This is a genomic window from Verrucosispora sp. WMMA2121 (genome assembly GCF_027460185.1).
Classification (GTDB): domain Bacteria; phylum Actinomycetota; class Actinomycetes; order Mycobacteriales; family Micromonosporaceae; genus Micromonospora; species Micromonospora palythoicola.
In genome coordinates this window covers 2,899,373-2,918,229 of the sequence record NZ_JAPZBH010000006.1, presented here as the reverse complement: position 1 = coordinate 2,918,229, position 18,857 = coordinate 2,899,373, and the positions used below count along the sequence as shown (strand labels likewise).

At 68.1% G+C, this 18,857-nt stretch carries 14 protein-coding genes; 8 read left to right on the top strand and 6 right to left on the bottom strand.

The window, feature by feature from the left end:
- Positions 1-43: 43 nt before the first annotated feature.
- The 5 genes from O7605_RS21990 to O7605_RS21970 form a co-directional block, all read right to left on the bottom strand.
- A complete protein-coding gene (locus O7605_RS21990) occupies positions 44-712 on the bottom strand; it encodes a hypothetical protein (RefSeq protein ID WP_269740900.1) in 669 nt (222 codons plus the stop codon).
- 3 nt (positions 713-715) lie between these two features.
- A complete protein-coding gene (locus O7605_RS21985) occupies positions 716-1,615 on the bottom strand; it encodes a carbohydrate ABC transporter permease (protein WP_269740899.1) in 900 nt (299 codons plus the stop codon).
- The gene (locus O7605_RS21980; RefSeq protein ID WP_269740898.1) at positions 1,615-2,523 is read right to left on the bottom strand and encodes a carbohydrate ABC transporter permease; all 909 of its coding nucleotides are present in this window, start codon (positions 2,521-2,523) and stop codon (positions 1,615-1,617) included. The genes O7605_RS21985 and O7605_RS21980 overlap by 1 nt, the downstream gene beginning before the upstream one ends.
- Positions 2,524-2,693: 170 nt before the next feature.
- Entirely contained in the window at positions 2,694-3,995 is a 1,302-nt protein-coding gene (locus O7605_RS21975; protein ID WP_269740897.1) for an ABC transporter substrate-binding protein, read from the bottom strand.
- 56 nt (positions 3,996-4,051) lie between these two features.
- Positions 4,052-6,037, bottom strand: coding sequence for a DUF2264 domain-containing protein (locus tag O7605_RS21970; RefSeq protein WP_269740896.1), 1,986 nt, complete (start codon positions 6,035-6,037; stop codon positions 4,052-4,054).
- Between the two features lie 345 nt (positions 6,038-6,382).
- Here O7605_RS21970 and O7605_RS21965 point away from each other — a divergent pair, with 345 nt between their 5' ends.
- The 7 genes from O7605_RS21965 to O7605_RS21935 all read left to right on the top strand — a co-directional run bounded on the left by O7605_RS21965 (position 6,383) and on the right by O7605_RS21935 (position 16,138).
- Entirely contained in the window at positions 6,383-8,344 is a 1,962-nt protein-coding gene (locus O7605_RS21965; protein WP_269740895.1) for a heparinase II/III domain-containing protein, read from the top strand.
- Positions 8,328-9,467, top strand: coding sequence for a substrate-binding domain-containing protein (locus tag O7605_RS21960; protein ID WP_269740894.1), 1,140 nt, complete (start codon positions 8,328-8,330; stop codon positions 9,465-9,467). Before O7605_RS21965 ends, O7605_RS21960 begins: the two co-directional genes overlap by 17 nt.
- Before the next feature lie 487 nt (positions 9,468-9,954).
- Entirely contained in the window at positions 9,955-11,118 is a 1,164-nt protein-coding gene (locus tag O7605_RS21955) for an ABC transporter substrate-binding protein (protein WP_269740893.1), read from the top strand.
- A 2-nt stretch (positions 11,119-11,120) separates the two neighbouring features.
- The gene (locus O7605_RS21950) at positions 11,121-12,077 is read left to right on the top strand and encodes a carbohydrate ABC transporter permease (RefSeq protein WP_269740892.1); all 957 of its coding nucleotides are present in this window, start codon (positions 11,121-11,123) and stop codon (positions 12,075-12,077) included.
- On the top strand, positions 12,074-12,910 hold the full coding sequence (locus tag O7605_RS21945) for a carbohydrate ABC transporter permease (RefSeq protein WP_269740891.1): 837 nt from the start codon (positions 12,074-12,076) through the stop codon (positions 12,908-12,910). Before O7605_RS21950 ends, O7605_RS21945 begins: the two co-directional genes overlap by 4 nt.
- Positions 12,907-13,461, top strand: a complete 555-nt coding sequence (locus tag O7605_RS21940) for a hypothetical protein (RefSeq protein WP_269740890.1) — start codon at positions 12,907-12,909, stop codon at positions 13,459-13,461. Before O7605_RS21945 ends, O7605_RS21940 begins: the two co-directional genes overlap by 4 nt.
- A gap of 274 nt (positions 13,462-13,735) precedes the next feature.
- Complete coding sequence (locus tag O7605_RS21935) at positions 13,736-16,138, top strand: rhamnogalacturonan lyase (protein ID WP_269740889.1); 2,403 nt, start codon at positions 13,736-13,738, stop codon at positions 16,136-16,138.
- Positions 16,139-16,235: 97 nt separating this feature from the next.
- Here O7605_RS21935 and O7605_RS21930 read toward each other — a convergent pair whose 3' ends face one another.
- Entirely contained in the window at positions 16,236-16,877 is a 642-nt protein-coding gene (locus O7605_RS21930) for a ThuA domain-containing protein (protein ID WP_269740888.1), read from the bottom strand.
- 299 nt (positions 16,878-17,176) lie between these two features.
- Between O7605_RS21930 and O7605_RS21925 the strand changes: the two genes are divergently transcribed.
- The gene (locus tag O7605_RS21925; RefSeq protein ID WP_269740887.1) at positions 17,177-18,616 is read left to right on the top strand and encodes an RICIN domain-containing protein; all 1,440 of its coding nucleotides are present in this window, start codon (positions 17,177-17,179) and stop codon (positions 18,614-18,616) included.
- The last annotated feature ends 241 nt before the right edge of the window (positions 18,617-18,857 follow it).

Here is an 18,857-nt window from a genome sequence, read left to right as displayed (position 1 = left end):
CACCATCGGCCCGACCGGGTTGTCGAACTGTGGTGACGGGCGATCAGGCGGTTCGGGATTCGGTCGGCGGATCGAGTGCCACGCGTAGGCTGAAGCGACTGTTTGCCCAGATCACGTACAGCAGCGGCGCGGCGGCGATGCCCAGGGCGATCGCCGGACGCAGCGCGACGAGCTGCGCCAACAGGGCGAGCGTCAGCAGCGACGCAACTGTGAGGTACCAGCGGCGCACCGCCAGATAGAGGCAGGCCCGCGCCACCCGGTGCAGCCGCGCGCCGGGCTGTTCCGCGATGGCCACCAGTCCGAGCAGTGTGGTGGCGACGGTGAGGACGGCCAGCATGGCCAGAATCGGCAGCGCGACCGCTCCGGCCCGGTGTCCCCAGAGGGCGTACGCGTCCACGCCGAGCACGACCAGGACGGCGGTCGCCGCGGCGGCCCAGAGCGTCGCCGGCCAGGCGGTGGCTCGCCAGGCACGGCCGAAGATGCGCAGCGGGCCGTCGGCCCGACCGGCCGAGTAGGCGGACATCACCGCGAAGATCCCGCAGAGCCCCGGTGCACACAGCGGGGCCGCCAACGCGTACAGCGGCCAGGCCCGGGTGCTGTCGGTGGTGACCGCGAGCAGCACCAGCGGAAGGCCGCCGGCCACCAGCAGCATGTTGGTGACCAGTGCGGTGTACACCCCGTCGAAGATGGCCTGGATGGTGTCGTGCCGCATCGGTCAGCCCTTCAGCCCGGTGGTGGCTATGCCTTCGACGAAGTGCCGCTGTCCGAGCAGGAAGATGACCGCCACTGGCAGCACGGACAGCACGGAGCCCGTCATGATCAGCGCGTACTCGGCGTTGTACTGGGTGATGAACGTGCGCAGCCCCAGCTGGATGGTGCGTAGCTCGGGACTTCGCAGGTAGATCAGCGGGCCGAGGTAGTCGTTCCAGGTGGTGACGAACGTGAGTAGCGTCAGGCTCGCCAGTGCCGGGCGGGACAGCGGCAGCATGATCCGCCGGTAGATGCCGAACTCGGAGAGGCCGTCCACCCGGGCCGACTCGCTGAGTTCCTCGGGGATCGTCTCGTAGAACTGCTTCATCAGAAACACGCCGAAGGCGCCGAACGCCTGGAGTGCCACGATCGCCCACAACGTGTTGGACAGGTGCAGCTTGGACATGAGGATGAACTGCGGGATCATGTACGACTGCCACGGCACGGCGATGGTCCCGATGTAGGCCAGGAACAGCAGGTTGCGGCCCGGGAAGCGGATCCGGGCGAAGCCGTACGCGGCGAAGCTGCCGGTGAACACCTGGAGCATGGTGACGATGACCGACAGCAGCAGGGTGTTCTTCAGCCACGTCGTCATGTCTGACCGTTGCCAGATGTCGACGTAGTTTCGCCATACCAGCGTGTCCGGGATCCACTTGATCGGGATGGTGAACACGTCGCTGTTGGTCTTCAGTGAAGACATCACCATCCAGTAGAACGGCAGCAGCAGCGCGGCCACCGCGAGGACGAAACCGAGGTATCCCGCCACCCGCCAACCGCAGGAGGTGACGCGGCGACCGGGTGCGGAGTTGACCGGCCCGGTGATGGAGACGGGTACGGGCGTTGTGGTGAAGCGGGTCGCGGTCATCAGCCATCCCTCCGGTTGTTGATCCAGAACTGGATGGCTGTGACCCCGAAGCAGATCGCGAACAACACGACGGATACCGCCGAGGCGTAACCGAACTGGTTCTCGACGAAGCCCTTCTGGTAGATGTACTGCGACAGCACCAGCGTGGACTGGCCGGGACCGCCCTCGGTCATCACGAGGATGAGGTCGAACACCTTGAAGCTGCCGATGGTCAGCATCACGACGACGAAGAACGTGGTGTGCCTCAGCCCTGGGATCGTGACGTGCCGGAACCGTTGCCAGGCGGTCGCGCTGTCGATCTTGGCGGCCTCGTACAACTGGGCGGGGATGGTCTGCAGGCCGGCCAGGAACAGCAGCATGTAGTAGCCCATCTCCCGCCAGGTTCCGACGATGATGACCGCCGGCATCGACCAGTCCGCGGATGTCGTCCAGCCGGGCGGGCTGTCGACGCCGATGGCCCGCAGGAACGCGTTGACCGGCCCGTACTCCGGGCTGAACAACTGGTTCCACACCACCGCGATCGCCACGATCGAGGTGATGTAGGGGAAGAACGCGACGGTCCGGAAGAACCCGACACCCCGTAGCCTGCGGTTGAGCAGCAGCGCCAGGCCGAGGGCCGCCGCCATGGTCAGCGGAATGTGCAGGACCGAGTAGTAGAGGGTGTTCTGCAGTGCGGTCCAGAAACTCGAGTCCCCCCACATCCGCCGGAAGTTCGCGCTACCGGTCCACTCGGCCGCCCCGAACACGTTCCAGTCGGTGAAGGCCAGGTAGAACAGCGCCACCACCGGCACCAGCGTGAGCAGGGCGAAGCCGACGAAGTTCGGCAGAATGAACGACAAACCCGCGACGGTGTTGCGCCATACCAGGCGGCTGCGTCTGGGGCGCGGCTGCGTCAGTGTTGCTGCCATCAGGGGACTCTCCGGGGGAGGCGTTTTCGGGTCAGGTGGCGGGCCCGGCGCCCGGCTCGCGTCGTACGCCGGACCCGCCGATCGCGCTCAACGGCGACCTGTCGCCGGACCTTTCTCAACCGGCACCGCGCGCCGGCCGTGGCCGACCGCCGGGGGGTGGGTGGAGGAGGTCACTGATTGAGAACCTCGTTCTTGGCGCGGGTCTGCGCCTCCGCGATGGTCTCGTCCAGGCCCTTGCTGTCGGACATGACCGCCGAGTGCAGGTCGTTGAGCACGTTCTGCATGCCGGCCGTGTGCTTCGAAACCGGGTTCTCCGGACGGATCTCGTGCGTGCCGTAGGCGAACTTCGACAGGTCGTCGCTGGGCACGCCGTCGAGGGCGAACAGCGTCGTGGTGATCGGGTCGGAGACCCGGGCGGGAGTGATGCCGATGCCCGCCAGCGCCTTGCCGGCGTCCTCACTGGCCACGTATGCGAGGAATGCCTGGGCCGCCGCGACCTTCGACTTGCTGATCTTCGGGTTGATTCCCATGCCCGTCGGATCACCGAAGGTCACAGGTGTGGCGGAGGTGCCCGCGGTGGACTTGTCGTACTGCGGTGCGGGGGCGAGGCCCCAATCGAACGTGTCGGCTTCGCCACTCTTGCGCTGGTTGAGCAGGGTGGCCACATACCAGGTGCCCATGAGCAGCATCGCCGACTGCTGCTTGCCGAACTGCGCCTGGTAGGTGAGCTTGTTGGTGTTCGCGGTGCCGAAGGTCGGCTGGGCGCCGGCAGCCTGCAGGTCGAGCGACCGCTGGTAGTACGGCTTCAGGTAAGCGAAATCGCCGGAGAGCAAATCGGCGCCGGGTGTCTGGGCGAGCGCGAAGCCCTGCACTGTCGACTGCCAGACGTGCTGGTAGGCACCGGTAGCGCTGGATCCGGCGGCCTTCAGCCCAGCGGTGAGCTGCTTCGCCGCGGCGGCGTACTCGTCCCAGGTCCAGGTCCCGGTCGGATGGGCCACCTTCGCCTTGTCGAACAGTTCCTTGTTGTAGTACAGCACCCACGAGTCCTGCCGGTACGGGACCGCGTAGATCTTGCCGTCGACCTGGTATGAGGCCAGCGCGGGCAGCTCGCCGAGCGCGGACCCGGCGTCGGACACGTCGAGAAGCTGACCGCCACTCTGGTAGGTGTAGAAGTTCTTCAGGTTCTTCAACACGTACACGTCCGGCGCCGTACCAGCAGCGAGGTCAGCGATCATCTGGGTGTCGTAGTTCGCGGCGTCGTACTCCTTGAGTTCGACAGTCACGTTGGAGTGCGTCGCCTTGAACCCATCGGCGAGTGTCTTGAACTCCGGCGTGGAGGACAGGCTCCAACCCGCCAGAGTGATCGTTACCGGGGCGTTGGGGTCGACTGGCTCGTCCTCGCCGCCGCAACCGGCGAGGACGAGCGTCAGCGCCATCGCGGTGCTGACAACGGCTGGTATCGCGCGTTTCATACCTTCTCCTTCGGATCAGGGGCCCTGAGGGTGGGTCCACGCTGGCGCCAGGTCGGTCATTCGGTTGGCCCGGTCGGTTCCGTGTCGAGACGGATCGTGGTGCTGAGTCCGTCCGGCCAGTCGACAGTCACGTGTGCCTCGGCGACATCGAGGACCGCCCGACAGGCCTGTCGTTCTACGCTCGCCTCACCACCGGACAGTTCGACGAGGCACGCGGTCCAGGTGCCGGTTCGGGCGGGGTACCGGAGCCACGGCACGGTCAGCGAGCCGCCCAACGGCCCACCGTCGGGGACTGAGGTGGTACCGGGGGAACCGGTGCCGAGGACACTCTCCAGCCGGCTGGTCAGGCCCGCTCCGGTCACGCTGAGCACATCACCGCAGCCTGTGGAGGGCACCCCGTCCGGCACCGCCCAGCCGCCGACGACCAGCCGCAGACCTGTCGCGTCGATCCCCTCGGCGAGGTCCTCAATGCGAGCCAGACGCAGCTCCCAGGGGCCGCGGACCAGCGAGTAGACGGTGAGGTGCCCGGCCGGCCACGAGTGGCCGTCGCGTCCGCTTCCATGGTCGCGCTGGCCGGGGTCCGGGTCGACCCAGTGGGCGAGGGTGCGCGATCCGGCCACGCCGATGCCGTCGTCGCCAGCTCGCAGTGTCAGCAGCCGCATGCCGGCGCGGTGAGTGGCGCGACCCTCGCTGTCGACCAGGGTGACAGACTGGTCGAGCGGGTTCAGCCAGCCACACTCGTCGAGCACCGGGCTGGTCGCGGTCGAGTAGCCGAGGCGGGTGTACAGGGGTGAGTCGCCGACGCTGGCGCCCTCCTCCGCGTGGTCGGTGCCGTGATTGACCACCCGCACAATGCCGTCGGACCGGGTGGCCGAGATCAACCAACCCGGTGCGCGTACGGCCCGCACGGTGTCGCGCTCCTCGATCGGCAGCGGCTGCTCCGGCGTCAGCCACACCGGATGATCGTCGGGCAGCGCTATACCGAGCAGGCCCTTGCCGGCCCAGTAGGGGGATCCGGGCCCGGAGTAGTGCTGGGCGAGCCGTGGCCAGGGCCGATGCCAGCCGATGGTGAGCAGGTCATCCGAGTCGGGAGCGCCGTGAGTGACGAAGTGGCGTACGGTCTGCGTGGCGGCCCGACGCAGCTGCCCGAGGCTGATCGACGGTACCCCGGCGATGGCGCCGACCCAGAACGGCGCCGCGGCGGCGAACCGGTAGATCAGGCTCCGCCCCTGGATGAGCGGTGACCCGTCAGCGCCCACCAGGGCGACCGCGTCGCGCAGGAAGCGGTCGAGGTGCGACCGGTCCCGGTCCCGACGGCCGGCGGCGAGGTCGCCCGCGCCGGCCATCCTCGCCCACAGCGTGGGATACAGGTGCAGCGCCCAGCCGACATAGTGGTCGTAGGCGCGGTCCGGGCCGTCGGCCATCCAGCCGGCGGGACGCGCGAAGCTGTCGTGGGTGGCGAGGTCCTCGGCCATCTCGTCCAGCGAGTACGGCCCGCCCACCGATCGCAGGAACGTCTGCACGAGAAGCCGGAACCAGACCCAGTTGATCCTCGGATACGTGTCGTCGCCGACGGCCGGGGCGAGGTACCGCACCACGCGCTCCTGCACGTCGGCCGGCAACCGGTCCCAGAGCCACGGCCGGGTCAGGTCGAGGATCAGGGCCAGCGAGGCGGCCTCCACTTTCGCCTGAGGGTGCTCGTCCAGCCGGATCCACCGATCAGCGGAGGTTGGATCGGTGCCGGCGGCGATCCCGGCCGCGTACCAGTCGAGGAGTTCGTCGACACCCTTCCCCCGCGCACCCGCTATCCGAAAACCGGCCAGCAGGAACGTCCGGGCGAACCCCTCAAACCCGTCGACGGCTCTGCCGTACCCGCCGGGCGGGCCGGGAAAGGTGATGAGGGCGTGCCCCGGTGAGGCGTGCGCCCGAGCGGCGACGAGCAGCCGGTCGGCGAGGACAAGCCAGTCACTACGGCTCCATGTCCCGGCGGTCTGCGGGACCGTTGTGGTGGGAACCAGATCGTTCGGCGTGCCGGACATCATCGGCGGTCCTGTCGCATCGGCCCACGTCAGGGGAAGTAGGCGAACGGAAGATGTCGCCAGCTCTGTGTCAGCAGGGTGACGGCTGGGTTTCCGAAGTAAAGCGCTCACAACCGAACAAGTCAATGCCATCAACAAACTCAGACGGACACGTTCGATCAAGAACGTGCGCACGCCAACACCTCGATATGAGTTGTTGGTGTGGAAAAGTGAGCTTATGACAGTCCACTCCGGAGGATGGAACTACTCTTTTAGGACCTATCGCCGCCGATCCAGTGCTGATCGATCAGGATCGCGCCTGATACGGTCGCAATGGTTCACGTCCGCTCTGCCGATCACCGAGGAACCATGCCCGTCAACGACCGCTTCACCGGTCCTCTCGCCGCCGCCTGGCCGGGTGTCGGAGCTACCCTGCTCGAGCAGGTGCTTGAGCCGGCCGAAAAGTCGCTGCCCGTCCCGCCGGCAGAGGAGCGTGCCGTCTGGGCCGAGTCGCATGTGGACGTGCCCACGCTGAGGCGTCTGCGGACCCACGCGGAAGAGGACCTGGGCCGGCCCTGGCCTTCGTTGCTGGCTCGTCACTACGCCAGATACTTCCGCGACGGCGACCGGGACATCTACGAACAGCTGGTCTTCGCCCGGCAGCGGCGGTTGAGCCGGGCCAGCGTCCTCGCCGCCGCGACGCTCGCCCCGGACTGGCTGGACGAGGTGGTCGACGGCGTCGTGTTGCTGTGCGAGCAGAGTTCCTGGTGTTGGCCCGCCCACGACGACACGCACACTCGCCACGACGCGGTGCTGCCGACCGTGACCGATCCGGTCCTCGACCTCGGCGCGGGCGAGGTCGCCGCGCAGCTCGCCTGGATCGACCACCTGCTCGGCGGGCCACTCGACAAGCACGCACCGGGCCTGCGCCCGCGCATCCGGCACGAGGTCGACAGACGCGTGCTGACCCCGTTCACCCGGCGCCGCGACTGGCACTGGCTCGGCCTCGACGGCGACGTACACAACTGGAGTGCGTGGATCCACGCCAACGTCCTCGTCGCCGCGCTGCGCCTGGTCGACGACCCACCGCGCCGAGCGGCGATCGTCGATCTGATCATCGAAGGCCTGGATCGGTACGTGGCCTCTCTGCCGGTCGACGGTGCCGTCGACGAGGGCTACGGATACTGGTGGCAGGGCGCGTGCCGGGCACTCGAGGCACTCGACGTCCTCGCTCACGCCACCGGCGGGAGGCTCGATGGCGTGCCGGGCGAGGCCCTGCGGCACACCGTCGCCTTCCCTCATCGCATGCACCTCGGCGGCGCCTGGTATCTCAACCACGCGGACGGGGTGGCGCGGCCACCGGCAAGCCAACCCTGGGACGCCCTCTACCGGGCCGCACGACGCGTTGGCGACCAGGACGCGCTGGCACACGCCGCTGCCCACCGCGACCGCGACGCGCCCGTGGCCGACGAGGATCAGGGGCTCGGCCGGTTACTGCGTGCGCTGAGCCACCAGGAATGGATCAACGCCTCCCCCGGCACACCGCCGCTACCACGCGACGTGTGGCTCCCCTCCACCCAGGTCCTGCTGGCCCGCCGTCGCCAGGGCAGCCCAGCAGGTCTGACCCTGGCGATCAAGGGCGGGCACAACGGCGAACACCACAACCACAACGACGTCGGCGCGTTCGTGGTCGCCCTCAACGGCGTACCCGTGCTCGTCGACGCCGGCCGCCCCACCTACACCGCACAAACCTTCGGACCCGCCCGCTACGACATCTGGACGATGCAGAGCGCGTGGCACAACGTCCCCCACATCCGAGGTACCGCTCAGGCCCCCGGCCACGCCTACCGCGCCCGCGACGTGGCGGCCCTCATCGACGAGACGAGGGCCGAGTTGTCCCTGGACATCGCCGCCGCCTATCCGCGCACTGACGTACGCCACTGGCGGCGCAACGCACGGCTGGAGCGCGACAGTGGGCGGATCGTGGTGACCGACGCCTGGGACCTCGCTCCGACCGACTCCGCCGCGCCGGCCCGCGTCCACCTGCTCGTTGCCGGTGACGTGCGGCTCAGCGCGGGCCGGGCCGACATCAGCGCACGTCACGGCGCCGGCCACCTGACGCTGACCTGGCATCCCGCGTCCGCCCCCGGCACCGCGACCACCCGACCACTTGATGATCCTATGCTCGTCAGCGTGTGGGGACGGACACTCACCCGCCTGGAGATCGACGTCGGCGCGGCCACGGCGACCGGCACGTTCATCCTCACCGTCGAGGAGTCCCCAACCCGTGAAGTGTCTTCCTCGGAGGTGCCCAATGCCCAGGAGAGGTAACGCCGTCAGCCCGCCAGCGGCCCACCGGGGACCATTGCAGGCCGCGCGTCGCCAGCACCTGCTCGAGGCACTGCAACGCGACGGATGGATGCGCATCTCCGACCTGTCCCGGCGGCTCGGCGCCGCGCCGGTCACCATTCGCCGTGACCTGGCACAGTTGGCCGCTGAGGGCCTGGTGCAGCGGGTCCACGGCGGAGTGGCCCTGATCGAGCCGGGCGATCCGCAGACACCCGAGGAGGAGCCCGCCACCGGGCTGGATTCCCTCAGCGGGCGTACCCTCGGCATGCTCGTGCCCTCCCTCGACTACTACTGGCCGGACGTGGCCCGCGGCGCCGAGGAGGCAGCTCGCGAACTCGACATGCGGGTGGTCCTGCGTGGCTCGTCCTACGACACGGAGGACGACAAGCCGCAGCTGACCCGCCTTGTCGACCGGATGGGCGTCGATGCACTGATCGTCGTTCCCCGCATGGACACTCCGACCGCCGGACGCACCATCGACTGGCTCGCCCACATCGGCGTTCCGGTGGTGCTGCTGGAACGGTCCGCCGCGGTCGGTGCACACCACGCGGTGATGGAGTCGGTGGTGACAGACCACGCACTGGGCGCCGCCATGGCGGTACGACATCTCACCGCCCTCGGGCATCGCCGGGTCGGCCTCGTTCTCGACGCCAACAGCCCCACCCGGCCACACGTGCGCCGCGGTTGGCTCGATGCGGCGGCCGAGTGCGACATGAACCCTCACGACACCCTCGAGGCGGTGATACCCGACATCCGCTCACCCGACCGCGACGCGCTCCTCGACCAGGTCCTCGACCGCTGCCGGGAAACCGCAACCACCGCGCTGCTGGTGCACGCCGACGCGGAGGCCATCGCGCTGGTGCAGCGCTGCGAGGAACGGCACGTCACCGTACCCGGCGATCTGTCCATCGTGGCCTACGACGACGAGATCGTGGGGCTCTTCAGCCCACCGCTGACGGCGGTCCGCCCTCCGAGACGTTCCATCGGCCGCGCCGCGGTACGCCTCGTCGCCGATCGGCTCGCCGATCCCGACCGGCCCACCCATCGGGTCGTCATCAGCCCCTCGCTGCGGATTCGTGAGTCGACCGCAGCACCACGGGCCTAGCCTTCCCACGTTCATCGGCACCGGGTCCGGCGGCCGAGGTGATGGCCGCGCCATGCCGCCCGGGCAGTTGACGACGTCATCCGACGCGGTAGCCGTCGCGGGGGTGGCTCGATCGCTGTGCAACCGGCCGGAGGCCAATGCTGGCCGGGGCTGGCGCGGTTCCGACGACGCACACCCGCCCCGATCAGATTCGGCCGGTGCCAGCAGGCCAGGCCCCGACGACGATTCGATGCAGATCAATTGACAGTCGAATGTCCGGCGGGAAAACTGGCCCTTCCGAGGGTGCGTCGCTTCATGCTCGCACCTACGACCCGACGATCAGCACCGCGCGAGCCGCCGCGTCGCCCGGGACGGGTGCCACCGCATGCTGCACATGGAGGATCCGATGCAAATTTTGAAACGATTCATAGCTGTCGCTGCTGTCGCGTCCCTCACGCTGGGCGCGGTTGGTTGCGGGGGCGATGACGCCGGGTCGGACTCCGTCACGTTGCGGTACTCGTGGTGGGGCAACGCCGACCGTGCCGAGTTGATGCAGCAGGCGATCGACCTGTTCCAGGACCGGAACCCGAACATCAAGATCACGCCAAGCTTCCAGGAGTACGAGGCGTACTGGCAGAAGATCGCGACGGAGACCGCCGGCAACAACCCGCCCGACGTGTTCCAGATGGACTTCTCGTACCTGCGCGAGTACGCCGACCGCAACGCCCTCTACGACCTGAAGAAGCAGGAGGGCGACGCGCTCAAGCTCGACGACCTCCTCGACGGGCTCAAGGGTGCCGGCGAGGTCGGCGACGGCCTGTACGGCGTGCCGGTGGGCGGCAACACCTGGGGGTACATCTACAACCCCGCGGTGTTCGAGCAGGCCGGTGTGCCGGAGCCGAAACTCGGCTGGACCTGGAACGACTACCGAGCCGCGCTCGCCAACATCACCCAGTCCACCGGCGGCAAGGTGTTCGGCGGGGCCAACTACATCGGCAGCTACTACAACCTGGAACTGCAGCTGCGACAGGAGGGCGGGCTGCTGTACACCGAGGACGGCAAGCTCGGCTTCGACAAGGCCCGGCTGGCGAGGTTCCTCAACGAGGGCAAGGCGCTCGCCGACGCCAAGGTTGTGCTGCCGGTGGAGAAGGGGGTTCAGATCAAGCCGCAGCACGCGCTGGAGCTCGACCTGATCGCCAGCGACCTGAGCTGGGACAACTTCATGGCCCGGTACGCCGCCAGCACGCAGGAGCAGCTCGAGCTGGGGCCGGTCCCGTCGGACGTCCCAGGCAGCCAGGGCCAGTACCTCAAGCCCGCCATGCTGCTCAGCGTCTCGACGAAGTCGAAACACCCGGAGGTGGCGGCCCAGTTCATCTCCTTCATGGTCAACGACCCGGAGGTGGGCAGGATCTTCGGTGCCAACCGAGGACTGCCGGCCACCAACGCGCAGCGCGCCGCAGCCCAGCTCGAAGGCCCACTCGCCGCCGTCGCCGCATACGAGGACGAGCTGAAGGACCAGCTGACCAAGGCGCCGCCCGCGCCGCCGAAGGGTGCCGGCACCCTGGAGCAGGCGTTCATCCGGATCGCTGAGGAGTTCCAGTACGGCCGGATCACCGTCGACGAGGCGGTCAACCAGTTCTTCACCGAGGCCGAAGAGACCCTTGAGCCCTGACGATGACAACAGTCACGCCGAGCCGGCGTACCGGGGTCGACAGCCCCGCACCGTCGGGTCGCAGTAGGAGTAGCCGACGGTCCGGCGACGGGGTGGCGGGCTATCTTTTCCTCTCGCCGTGGATCATCGGCATCCTGCTGCTCACCCTCGGCCCTATGCTGGCCTCGCTGTATCTGTCGTTCACCGACTACGACCTCTTCAACCGCCCGCAGTGGATCGGCCTCGACAACTACCAGCGGATGCTCACCGACGCCCGGTGGCTCACGTCGGTGCGGGTCACCGCGCTGTACGTGGTGCTCGCCGTGCCGATCAAGCTGGCCTGCGCGCTTGCCGTCGCCATGCTGCTCAACAATGATCGGCGGGGCCGGTCCTTCTATCGCGCCGCGTTCTACGGTCCCTCGTTGATCGGCGCCAGCGTCAGTCTGGCGATCGTCTGGAAGGCGATGTTCAGCGACGACGCCGTGGTCGACCGGCTGCTGCAAACGGTCGGCGTCAACGTCGGCGGCTGGGCCGGCAACCCCGACTTCTCACTGCTCATGCTGGTGCTGCTGGCCGCATGGCAGCTTGGCGCCCCAATGGTGATCTTCCTCGCCGGGCTCAAGCAGGTGCCCAGGGAGTTGCACGAGGCGGCCGAGGTGGACGGTGCCGGCGCGTGGCGACGGTTCCGGTCCATCACGCTACCGATGATCTCGCCGGTGATCTTCTTCAACCTGCTGCTGGAGACGATCAACTCGTTCCAGGTCTTCACGTCCGCGTACATCGTCGGCGGGCCCAACGGCCAACCGGCCGGCACCACGCTGTTCTACACCGTCTACCTCTTCGACCGTGGCTTCGGCGACTACCGCATGGGTTACGCCTCGGCCATGGCGTGGATGCTGCTGGCCGGGGTCGGGCTGGTGACGCTCCTTCTCTTCCGCACCGCCCGGGGCTGGGTCTACTACTCGGGGGACAGGCAATGAGACCGAAGCTTTCGACCGTGGCCTGGCACGCTGGCGCCATCGCGTTGCTCGCCGTCGTGTTGTACCCGATCGGGTGGGTGCTGGCGGCGACCTTCAAGCCCACCGAGGACATCATCGGCAGCCTTCAGTTGCTGCCCACCCGCGTCACGACGGCCAACTACGACCGTGCGCTCGACGGCATCGCCGGCATCAGCGTGGTCCGCTTCTTCTGGAACTCGACGGTCTTGGCGGTGCTGTCCGTCGTCGGCACGGTGGCAACCTCAGCCATGGCGGCTTACGCGTTCGCCCGACTGCGGTTCCGCGGTCGCAGCCTCATGTTCGTCCTCATGATCTCCACGCTGCTGCTGCCGTTCCACGTGCTGATCATCCCGCAGTACGTGGTCTTCCAGAAGCTCGAACTCGTCGACACGTACGCCCCGCTGCTGCTGGGCAAGTTCCTCGCCACCGAGGCGTTCTTCGTGTTCCTCATGGTGCAGTTCATGCGGGCGATCCCGCACGAGCTTGACGATTCCGCGAAGATCGACGGTGCCGGCCACTGGGGCATCTTCTGGCACATCGTGCTGCCGCTGTCCCGCCCCGCCATCATCACCACGGCGATCTTCACGTTCATCTGGACCTGGAACGACTTCTTCGGCCCCCTCATCTACCTCAGCACCCCGGACAAGTACCCGCTGCCGCTGGCGCTCCAGCTCTTCATCGACGAGACCGCCGGCTCCAACTTCGGCGCGCTCATGGCGATGTCGATGCTCGCGCTGGTACCCGTGATCCTGTTCTTTCTGTTCTTCCAGCGCTTCCTGGTCGAGGGCGTCTCCACCTCGGGCCTCAAGGGATGAGGCGCTTCGCGCTCTTCGGGGAGTGCCTGACAGCCGGCCTACTGGTCGCACTCGCGGTCCTCCCGGTCGTCACGCTGCTGCCGGCGCTGGCGGCCGGCTGCGCGCACATCCGGGCGCACGTCGACGGTGAGAGCACCGCGATCCGTACGTTTTTCGCACGGGTCGGCGCGGCGTACCCGGGGAGTCTCCCGCTGTCGCTCGGCGTCGCCGCCGGTTACGCGGTCCTCGCCACCGACGTGCTCATCCTCCGTGCCGGCGTGCCCGGTGGTGGCGTCGTCGTCGCCGTCTGCGCCGTCGTGGCCGTGGCGCTGTCGGTGGTCGTTCTACGTGCCGCGGCCGGCTGGTCGCCGGACACGCGGTGGACCCAGCTGGTACGGCAGGCCGCCCACCTCGCCGTCAGGGGCGATCCGTCCGGCTCTCTGCTCCTGGTCATGGCCCTCGCCGTCCTCGTTGTCGTCACCTGGCAACTGCTGCCGCTCGTGGTGCCGATGCTCGGTTGCCTGCTCATGGCCGCCGTGGCGGTCGAGCGCCGCCGCGCCGGGCCGGTCTAGCCCCCAGGAGCGTTCACCGGGCCGCCCCGGGTTCGGCCGAAGGCGAGGTGGCGGCCGGCACCAGCGGCCGGCGGGGCGGTCAGCGACCAGTTCAGGTGGCGTCGGCAGGCTCTGGCCCTCAAGCCGACGACTGGATAGTATATCGACAAGCTTCTATTAAAACGTTTCATGGTCGCGCCGCCGTCCGGCCCATAGGCCAGCCGACGCGGGAGCAGTTAGGCGGCATCGGCCACGCTCCGTGCCCGGCCGGGCCGACATCGACCCAGGAGACCAGATGAGTCCTCGCTACAGACCTCGTCCCCGGCTCGCCGCAACCCCAGCCGGACTGCTCGCGGCCGTCTGCGTCACCGCCGTTGCCGTGGCAGGCACGCCAGTGTCCGCCGAGCCCGGCGACACCAATCGCGTCGGCGTCGTCCAGCTGGAGCGCCTCAACCGTGGGCTGGTGGCCGCGACCACCGACGCAGGGGTGTTCCTCAGCTGGCGCCTGCTCGGCCACGAGGTCACCGGTTCGGCCGCCACCGGCATGACAGGGGCGAACTTCCACGTGTACCGCGACGGCAGGCGGATCGCCACGGTCGCCGACAGCACCAACTATCTGGACCGGGACGGCACCTCGACGGCCAGGTACCGCGTGGCGGCGGTCGTCGGCCGGCACGAGATCGACCGGGGCGCGACGGTGACCGCGTGGTCCGAGGCCTTCCACGACCTCCCGCTGCGCAAACCAGCGGACGGTGTCACCCCGGCCGGGGAGAGCCACACCTACTCGGCGGGTGATGTCAGCGTCGGTGACCTCGACGGCGACGGCGAGTACGAGTACATCGTCAAGTGGGATCCGTCGAACGCCAAGGACGTATCCCAGGTCGGCTACACCGGCAACGTCTTCATCGACGCGTACCGGTTCGACGGCACGCTGCTGTACCGCGTCGACCTCGGTGTCAACATCCGCGCGGGCGCGCACTACACCCAGTTCCTGGTCTACGACTTCGACGGTGACGGCCGGTCGGAGCTGATGTTCAAGACCGCGCCGGGCACGAAGATCACCAGGTACGGGAAGAGGGGCAACGTCGTCGCCGAGCGGTACATCAAGCTGCCCAAGAAGGACGCCAGGGCGGGCGTGGCGCACACCGACGACTACCGCCTCAGCGCCACCGACTACCACGCGCACGTCGTGCGGATGTTCCGGCAGTGGCACCGTCACCCCGAGGTGGTGGCCGGGCGGTGGCCCGCCACGCTGGAGCAGGCGTTCGGTATCGAGCCGCGCTACCCGTACCCGCTTTCGCAGGAGGACGCGCTGGCACTCGCGGACCACTTCATGGACGTCTACGCCCCCGGACGCAGCAGCCGCAACAACCTGCGGGCGTTCGAGGGCTTCATCCTGCACGGCCCCGAGTACCTCACCGTTTTCGACGGTGCCACCGGACGAGACCTGGAGACCGTCCACTACCAGCCCGGACGGCATGACGACGGCCTGATGTGGGGCGACTACGCGATGGGGCGCATCGAGCCGGGAAACCGGGTCGACCGGTTCCTCGCCGGGGTGGCGTACCTGGACGGCCGGCGTCCGTCGGCGGTTTTCGCCCGCGGCTACTACACGCGTTCGACACTCGCGGCCTACCGCTGGGACGGCGCGCGATTGACCCGGAACTGGTACGTCGACAGTGGCTGGACACCGATGACGAACCCGTTCAACGACAGCCCGCACGGCCGGGACGGCACCGACCCCCAGTTCGGCACGATCACCACCCAGGGTCAGCACTCGCTGAGCGCGGCCGACGTGGACGGCGACGGCAAGCAGGAAATCGTCTACGGCGGAGCCACCATCGACCATGACGGTTCTTTGTTGTACAGCTCGTACGGCACCATGCCGCCGGAAAGCGCCGACCCGGGCGCCTCGGCCCGGATCGGTCACGGTGACGCGATGCATGTGACCGACATCGATCCGAACCGTCCGGGGCTGGAGATTTACCAAGTGCACGAGGGAGGACAGTGGGCCCCTTACGGCTTCACTCTGCGCGACGGCGCCACCGGTGAATTGATCTACGGAGGCTACACCGGCGTCGACACCGGTCGGGGTATGATCGGAGACGTCGTCGCCGAGCATCCGGGGCTGGAAACCTGGTGCTCGCAGCCCGCCGGGTCGATCGACGGACTCGGGCTGCGCGGCGCGGACGGTGCACGGCTCGGTGACCGGGTGCCCGGTACGAACCAGAGCATCAAGTGGGCCGCCGACATGACCACCCAGATCGTCAACGGGGCGATCGACGTCACGCCGACCATCGACGACTGGCGGCGCGGCACTCTCCTCACCGCGGAGGGCACCCGCACCAACAACCACACGAAGGGGAACCCGGGCCTGATCGCCGACGTCTTCGGTGACTGGCGGGAGGAGATGCTCGTCCGGACCGCGGACAGTTCGGCGCTGCGGATCTACCTGAGCACCGAGGTGACCGACCGCAAGCTGTACACCCTCATGCATGATCCGCAGTACCGCGCGGAGGTGGCTCGCCAGCAGACCACCTACAACCAGCCGTCATACCCGGGCTTCTACCTCGGCTCGGATATCGACTGGTCGCAGGTACCACTGCCGCGGATGTGGGCACCGGGCAGCGTCGCCAGGCCCGGCGACCGGCTCGACGCGCAGATCCGTGCGGAGGAGGTGCCCGGCCCCAGCGCATGACTCGCCACGCTGACGGCCCAGCCGGAGAACGCGACGACCCGCCGGGGCGCGTCCCGGTGCGCTTCGGATGCCGCCGCCCAGCAGCTTGAGGTTGAACTCAAACGGCGTCGCCGGTCACCCAACGCAGCGCGTGGGCCAGATGGTCACGGAAGGCATGCTCGGCGTACGCCTCGATCGTGTGTCCGAGCGCGGTGTAGAAGACCCGACCCCCGAGCCGTTCGTGACACCAGGCCACTGGATGGTCGACGCCCATACCGCCACCGGCGTACGTGGACTCGTCGACGCGCAGCAGGATCCGGGCGTCGGGGTACGAGCGAAAGTCGTACCACTCGTCGACGCGTGGCCAGGACGCTGGCAGGTGGGCGGTGGCCGGATGATCCGGGTCGACCACGGTGACCGTGGCCGGTTGCACCTCCGGATGCCTGTCGAACCAGGCGCCGACCAGTTCGCCGTAGAACGGCCAGCCGTACTCGGTGGCAGCGGCGGAGTGCACGCCGAGGAAGCCGCCGCCGCCGCGCACGTACGCCTCCAACGCGCTCCGGCTGGCGTCGGTGAGCACGCGGCCGTTGGTGTTCATGAAGACGACCGCGGCGAATCGCGCCAGATTACTCTGCGTGAAGGCGTCCGGGTCCTCAGTGGCCTCAACATCGGACCGTAGCTCGCGGATGGTGCGTACGCCGGCCGGGATCGAATCGTGCCGGAACCCTGTCGTACGGGAGAAGACCAAGACGCGCTTCATCCGACACCGATCCCGGGACCGCTCACCACCTGCATGATGCCACCTGCGCTCCGGGTCGTCATCGGTCTTACCGGACCCCGGTGTTCGAGCCTGAATGTTCCTGAACGTGTCGGTTCGGGTTCTGGTTTCTCGTTGTCGTTTCCGTTACCGATGTAACTCATACGACATCAGCCTGATGTCCGAGCCGGAGGCCCAGTTCAGTGATTGGACATTCGATGACACGGATTACCTCATCTGATGGTCATGCATCAGGGCCCTCGCGCAGCACTCGATCGTCGCGCCGGCTGCTGATCGCCCTGGTGACCGCTCTGACAGCCCTGGGTAGCGTCGTCGCCGTCTCGTCGCCGGCCTCTGCCGCCACCCGCCAGTTCCGAGGCATGAACTGGGCGGTACTGGGAGACAACTTCAGCACCGGACCGCTCGTCCTGCACGGTCTGAGCCAGTCCGACAGCAACGCGACGGTGCGGGCCAAGGCCAACGCCCTCTACGACGACATGGCCGCCACCATGGGGGTCAACACAGTCCGGCTGCCGATCAACACCCACACGGTGGGGACGACGTGGTGGAATGCCTACCGGGGCACCATCGACGCCGCCACCGACCGCGGATTCAAAGTCATCCTCGCCTACTGGGAGGACGGCGCCGCCTCCGGCGGCAGGATCACGAACCTCGCCGCGTGGAACACGATGTGGTCCACCGTGACCAACACGTACGGCTCGAACCCCAACGTGTACTTCGAACCGATGAACGAGCCGCACGGGTACAGCTCGACGGAGTGGCGCAACGTGGCGGCCAACTGGCTCAGCTACCACTACTCGGCGGCGCCCAGCCGGGTGCTCATCGGCGGCACCGGCTACAGCCAGGACCTGCGGGACATTTGCAACGACAGTCGCTTCAACTCGACGCTACTGTCCTTCCACCACTACGCCTTCTTCTACAGCGCGATGACCTACGACGCCTTCCGGAGCCACATCCAGACCCGCCTCGGCAACTGCGCCTCCCGCGCGGTCGCGACCGAGTTCGGCGCACCCATGGACAACGGTCTCAACTACGGCGACCCGAACAGCACCGACAACTTCGTGCGCCACATCCGCGCGATGGCCCAGGTCATGCGGGACAACCAGATGGGCGGCACCTACTGGCCGGCCCTCGGCGGCAAGCCCGGCAACATCGGCTACGACTGGTACTCGATGTACGCCCTCAGCGGCAGCGGCACCAACCTCAACCTGACAATCCGCAACAGCTCCGGCGCCGACCGGATCCGGTACGCCTGGGGTGACACCGTCGGCGGCGGCCCCACGACGCCTCCGCCGACGACGGGCACGTTCTACCGAATCGACGTACGTCACAGCAGTAAGGCCATGGACGTCCAATCACCGAACACCGACAACGGTGCGCGCGTCGGCCAGTACACCTACGGTGGCAACGCCTGGCAGCAGTGGCGGTTCGAGGATGCCGGCGGTGGCTACTGGCGCATCATCAGCCGGCACAGCGGAAAGTGTCTCGACGTGGTGAGCGCGTCCACCGCCGACGGTGCCGAACTCATCCAGTACACCTGCGGCACCGGCACCAACCAGCAGTTCCAGATGGTCACCAACGGCAGTTACTTCCAGCTCCGGGCGCGGCACAGCAACAAGTGCGTGGACGTACCGTCCGCGTCGACCGCCAACGGCGCGATCCTCAAGCAGTATCCGTGCAACACCGGCACCAACCAGCAGTGGTCGCGCACAGCCGTCTGACGGCCGCCTCGACGTGACCGCGATCCGCCTCGACGTGACCGCGATCCGCGGTCTGGTCTCAGCCCCGGTGCCGAGTTCCTGCGCGGCGCCGGGGCCCGTCGTCCCGATCATTGCGGAAGGGAAGGTCGCCGGCCCTCGCCCACGCTGTCCGGGCGAATACCGGTCCAGTCGTGGTCAGGTCCACCCGCCTGAAGCGTCGCACCACGCACGTGCGACCGTCGAAAGGACCGCACCATGCGCA

Excerpts from the sequence above, each read along its gene's own strand:
- O7605_RS21990 (WP_269740900.1), bottom strand. The coding sequence starts at position 712 with ATGCGGCACGACACCATCCAGGCCATCTTCGACGGGGTGTACACCGCA.
- O7605_RS21985 (WP_269740899.1), bottom strand. The coding sequence starts at position 1,615 with ATGACCGCGACCCGCTTCACCACAACGCCCGTACCCGTCTCCATCACC.
- O7605_RS21980 (WP_269740898.1), bottom strand. The coding sequence starts at position 2,523 with ATGGCAGCAACACTGACGCAGCCGCGCCCCAGACGCAGCCGCCTGGTA.
- O7605_RS21975 (WP_269740897.1), bottom strand. The coding sequence starts at position 3,995 with ATGAAACGCGCGATACCAGCCGTTGTCAGCACCGCGATGGCGCTGACG.
- O7605_RS21970 (WP_269740896.1), bottom strand. The coding sequence starts at position 6,037 with ATGATGTCCGGCACGCCGAACGATCTGGTTCCCACCACAACGGTCCCG.
- O7605_RS21965 (WP_269740895.1), top strand. The coding sequence starts at position 6,383 with ATGCCCGTCAACGACCGCTTCACCGGTCCTCTCGCCGCCGCCTGGCCG.
- O7605_RS21960 (WP_269740894.1), top strand. The coding sequence starts at position 8,328 with ATGCCCAGGAGAGGTAACGCCGTCAGCCCGCCAGCGGCCCACCGGGGA.
- O7605_RS21950 (WP_269740892.1), top strand. The coding sequence starts at position 11,121 with ATGACAACAGTCACGCCGAGCCGGCGTACCGGGGTCGACAGCCCCGCA.
- O7605_RS21945 (WP_269740891.1), top strand. The coding sequence starts at position 12,074 with ATGAGACCGAAGCTTTCGACCGTGGCCTGGCACGCTGGCGCCATCGCG.
- O7605_RS21940 (WP_269740890.1), top strand. The coding sequence starts at position 12,907 with ATGAGGCGCTTCGCGCTCTTCGGGGAGTGCCTGACAGCCGGCCTACTG.
- O7605_RS21935 (WP_269740889.1), top strand. The coding sequence starts at position 13,736 with ATGAGTCCTCGCTACAGACCTCGTCCCCGGCTCGCCGCAACCCCAGCC.
- O7605_RS21930 (WP_269740888.1), bottom strand. The coding sequence starts at position 16,877 with ATGAAGCGCGTCTTGGTCTTCTCCCGTACGACAGGGTTCCGGCACGAT.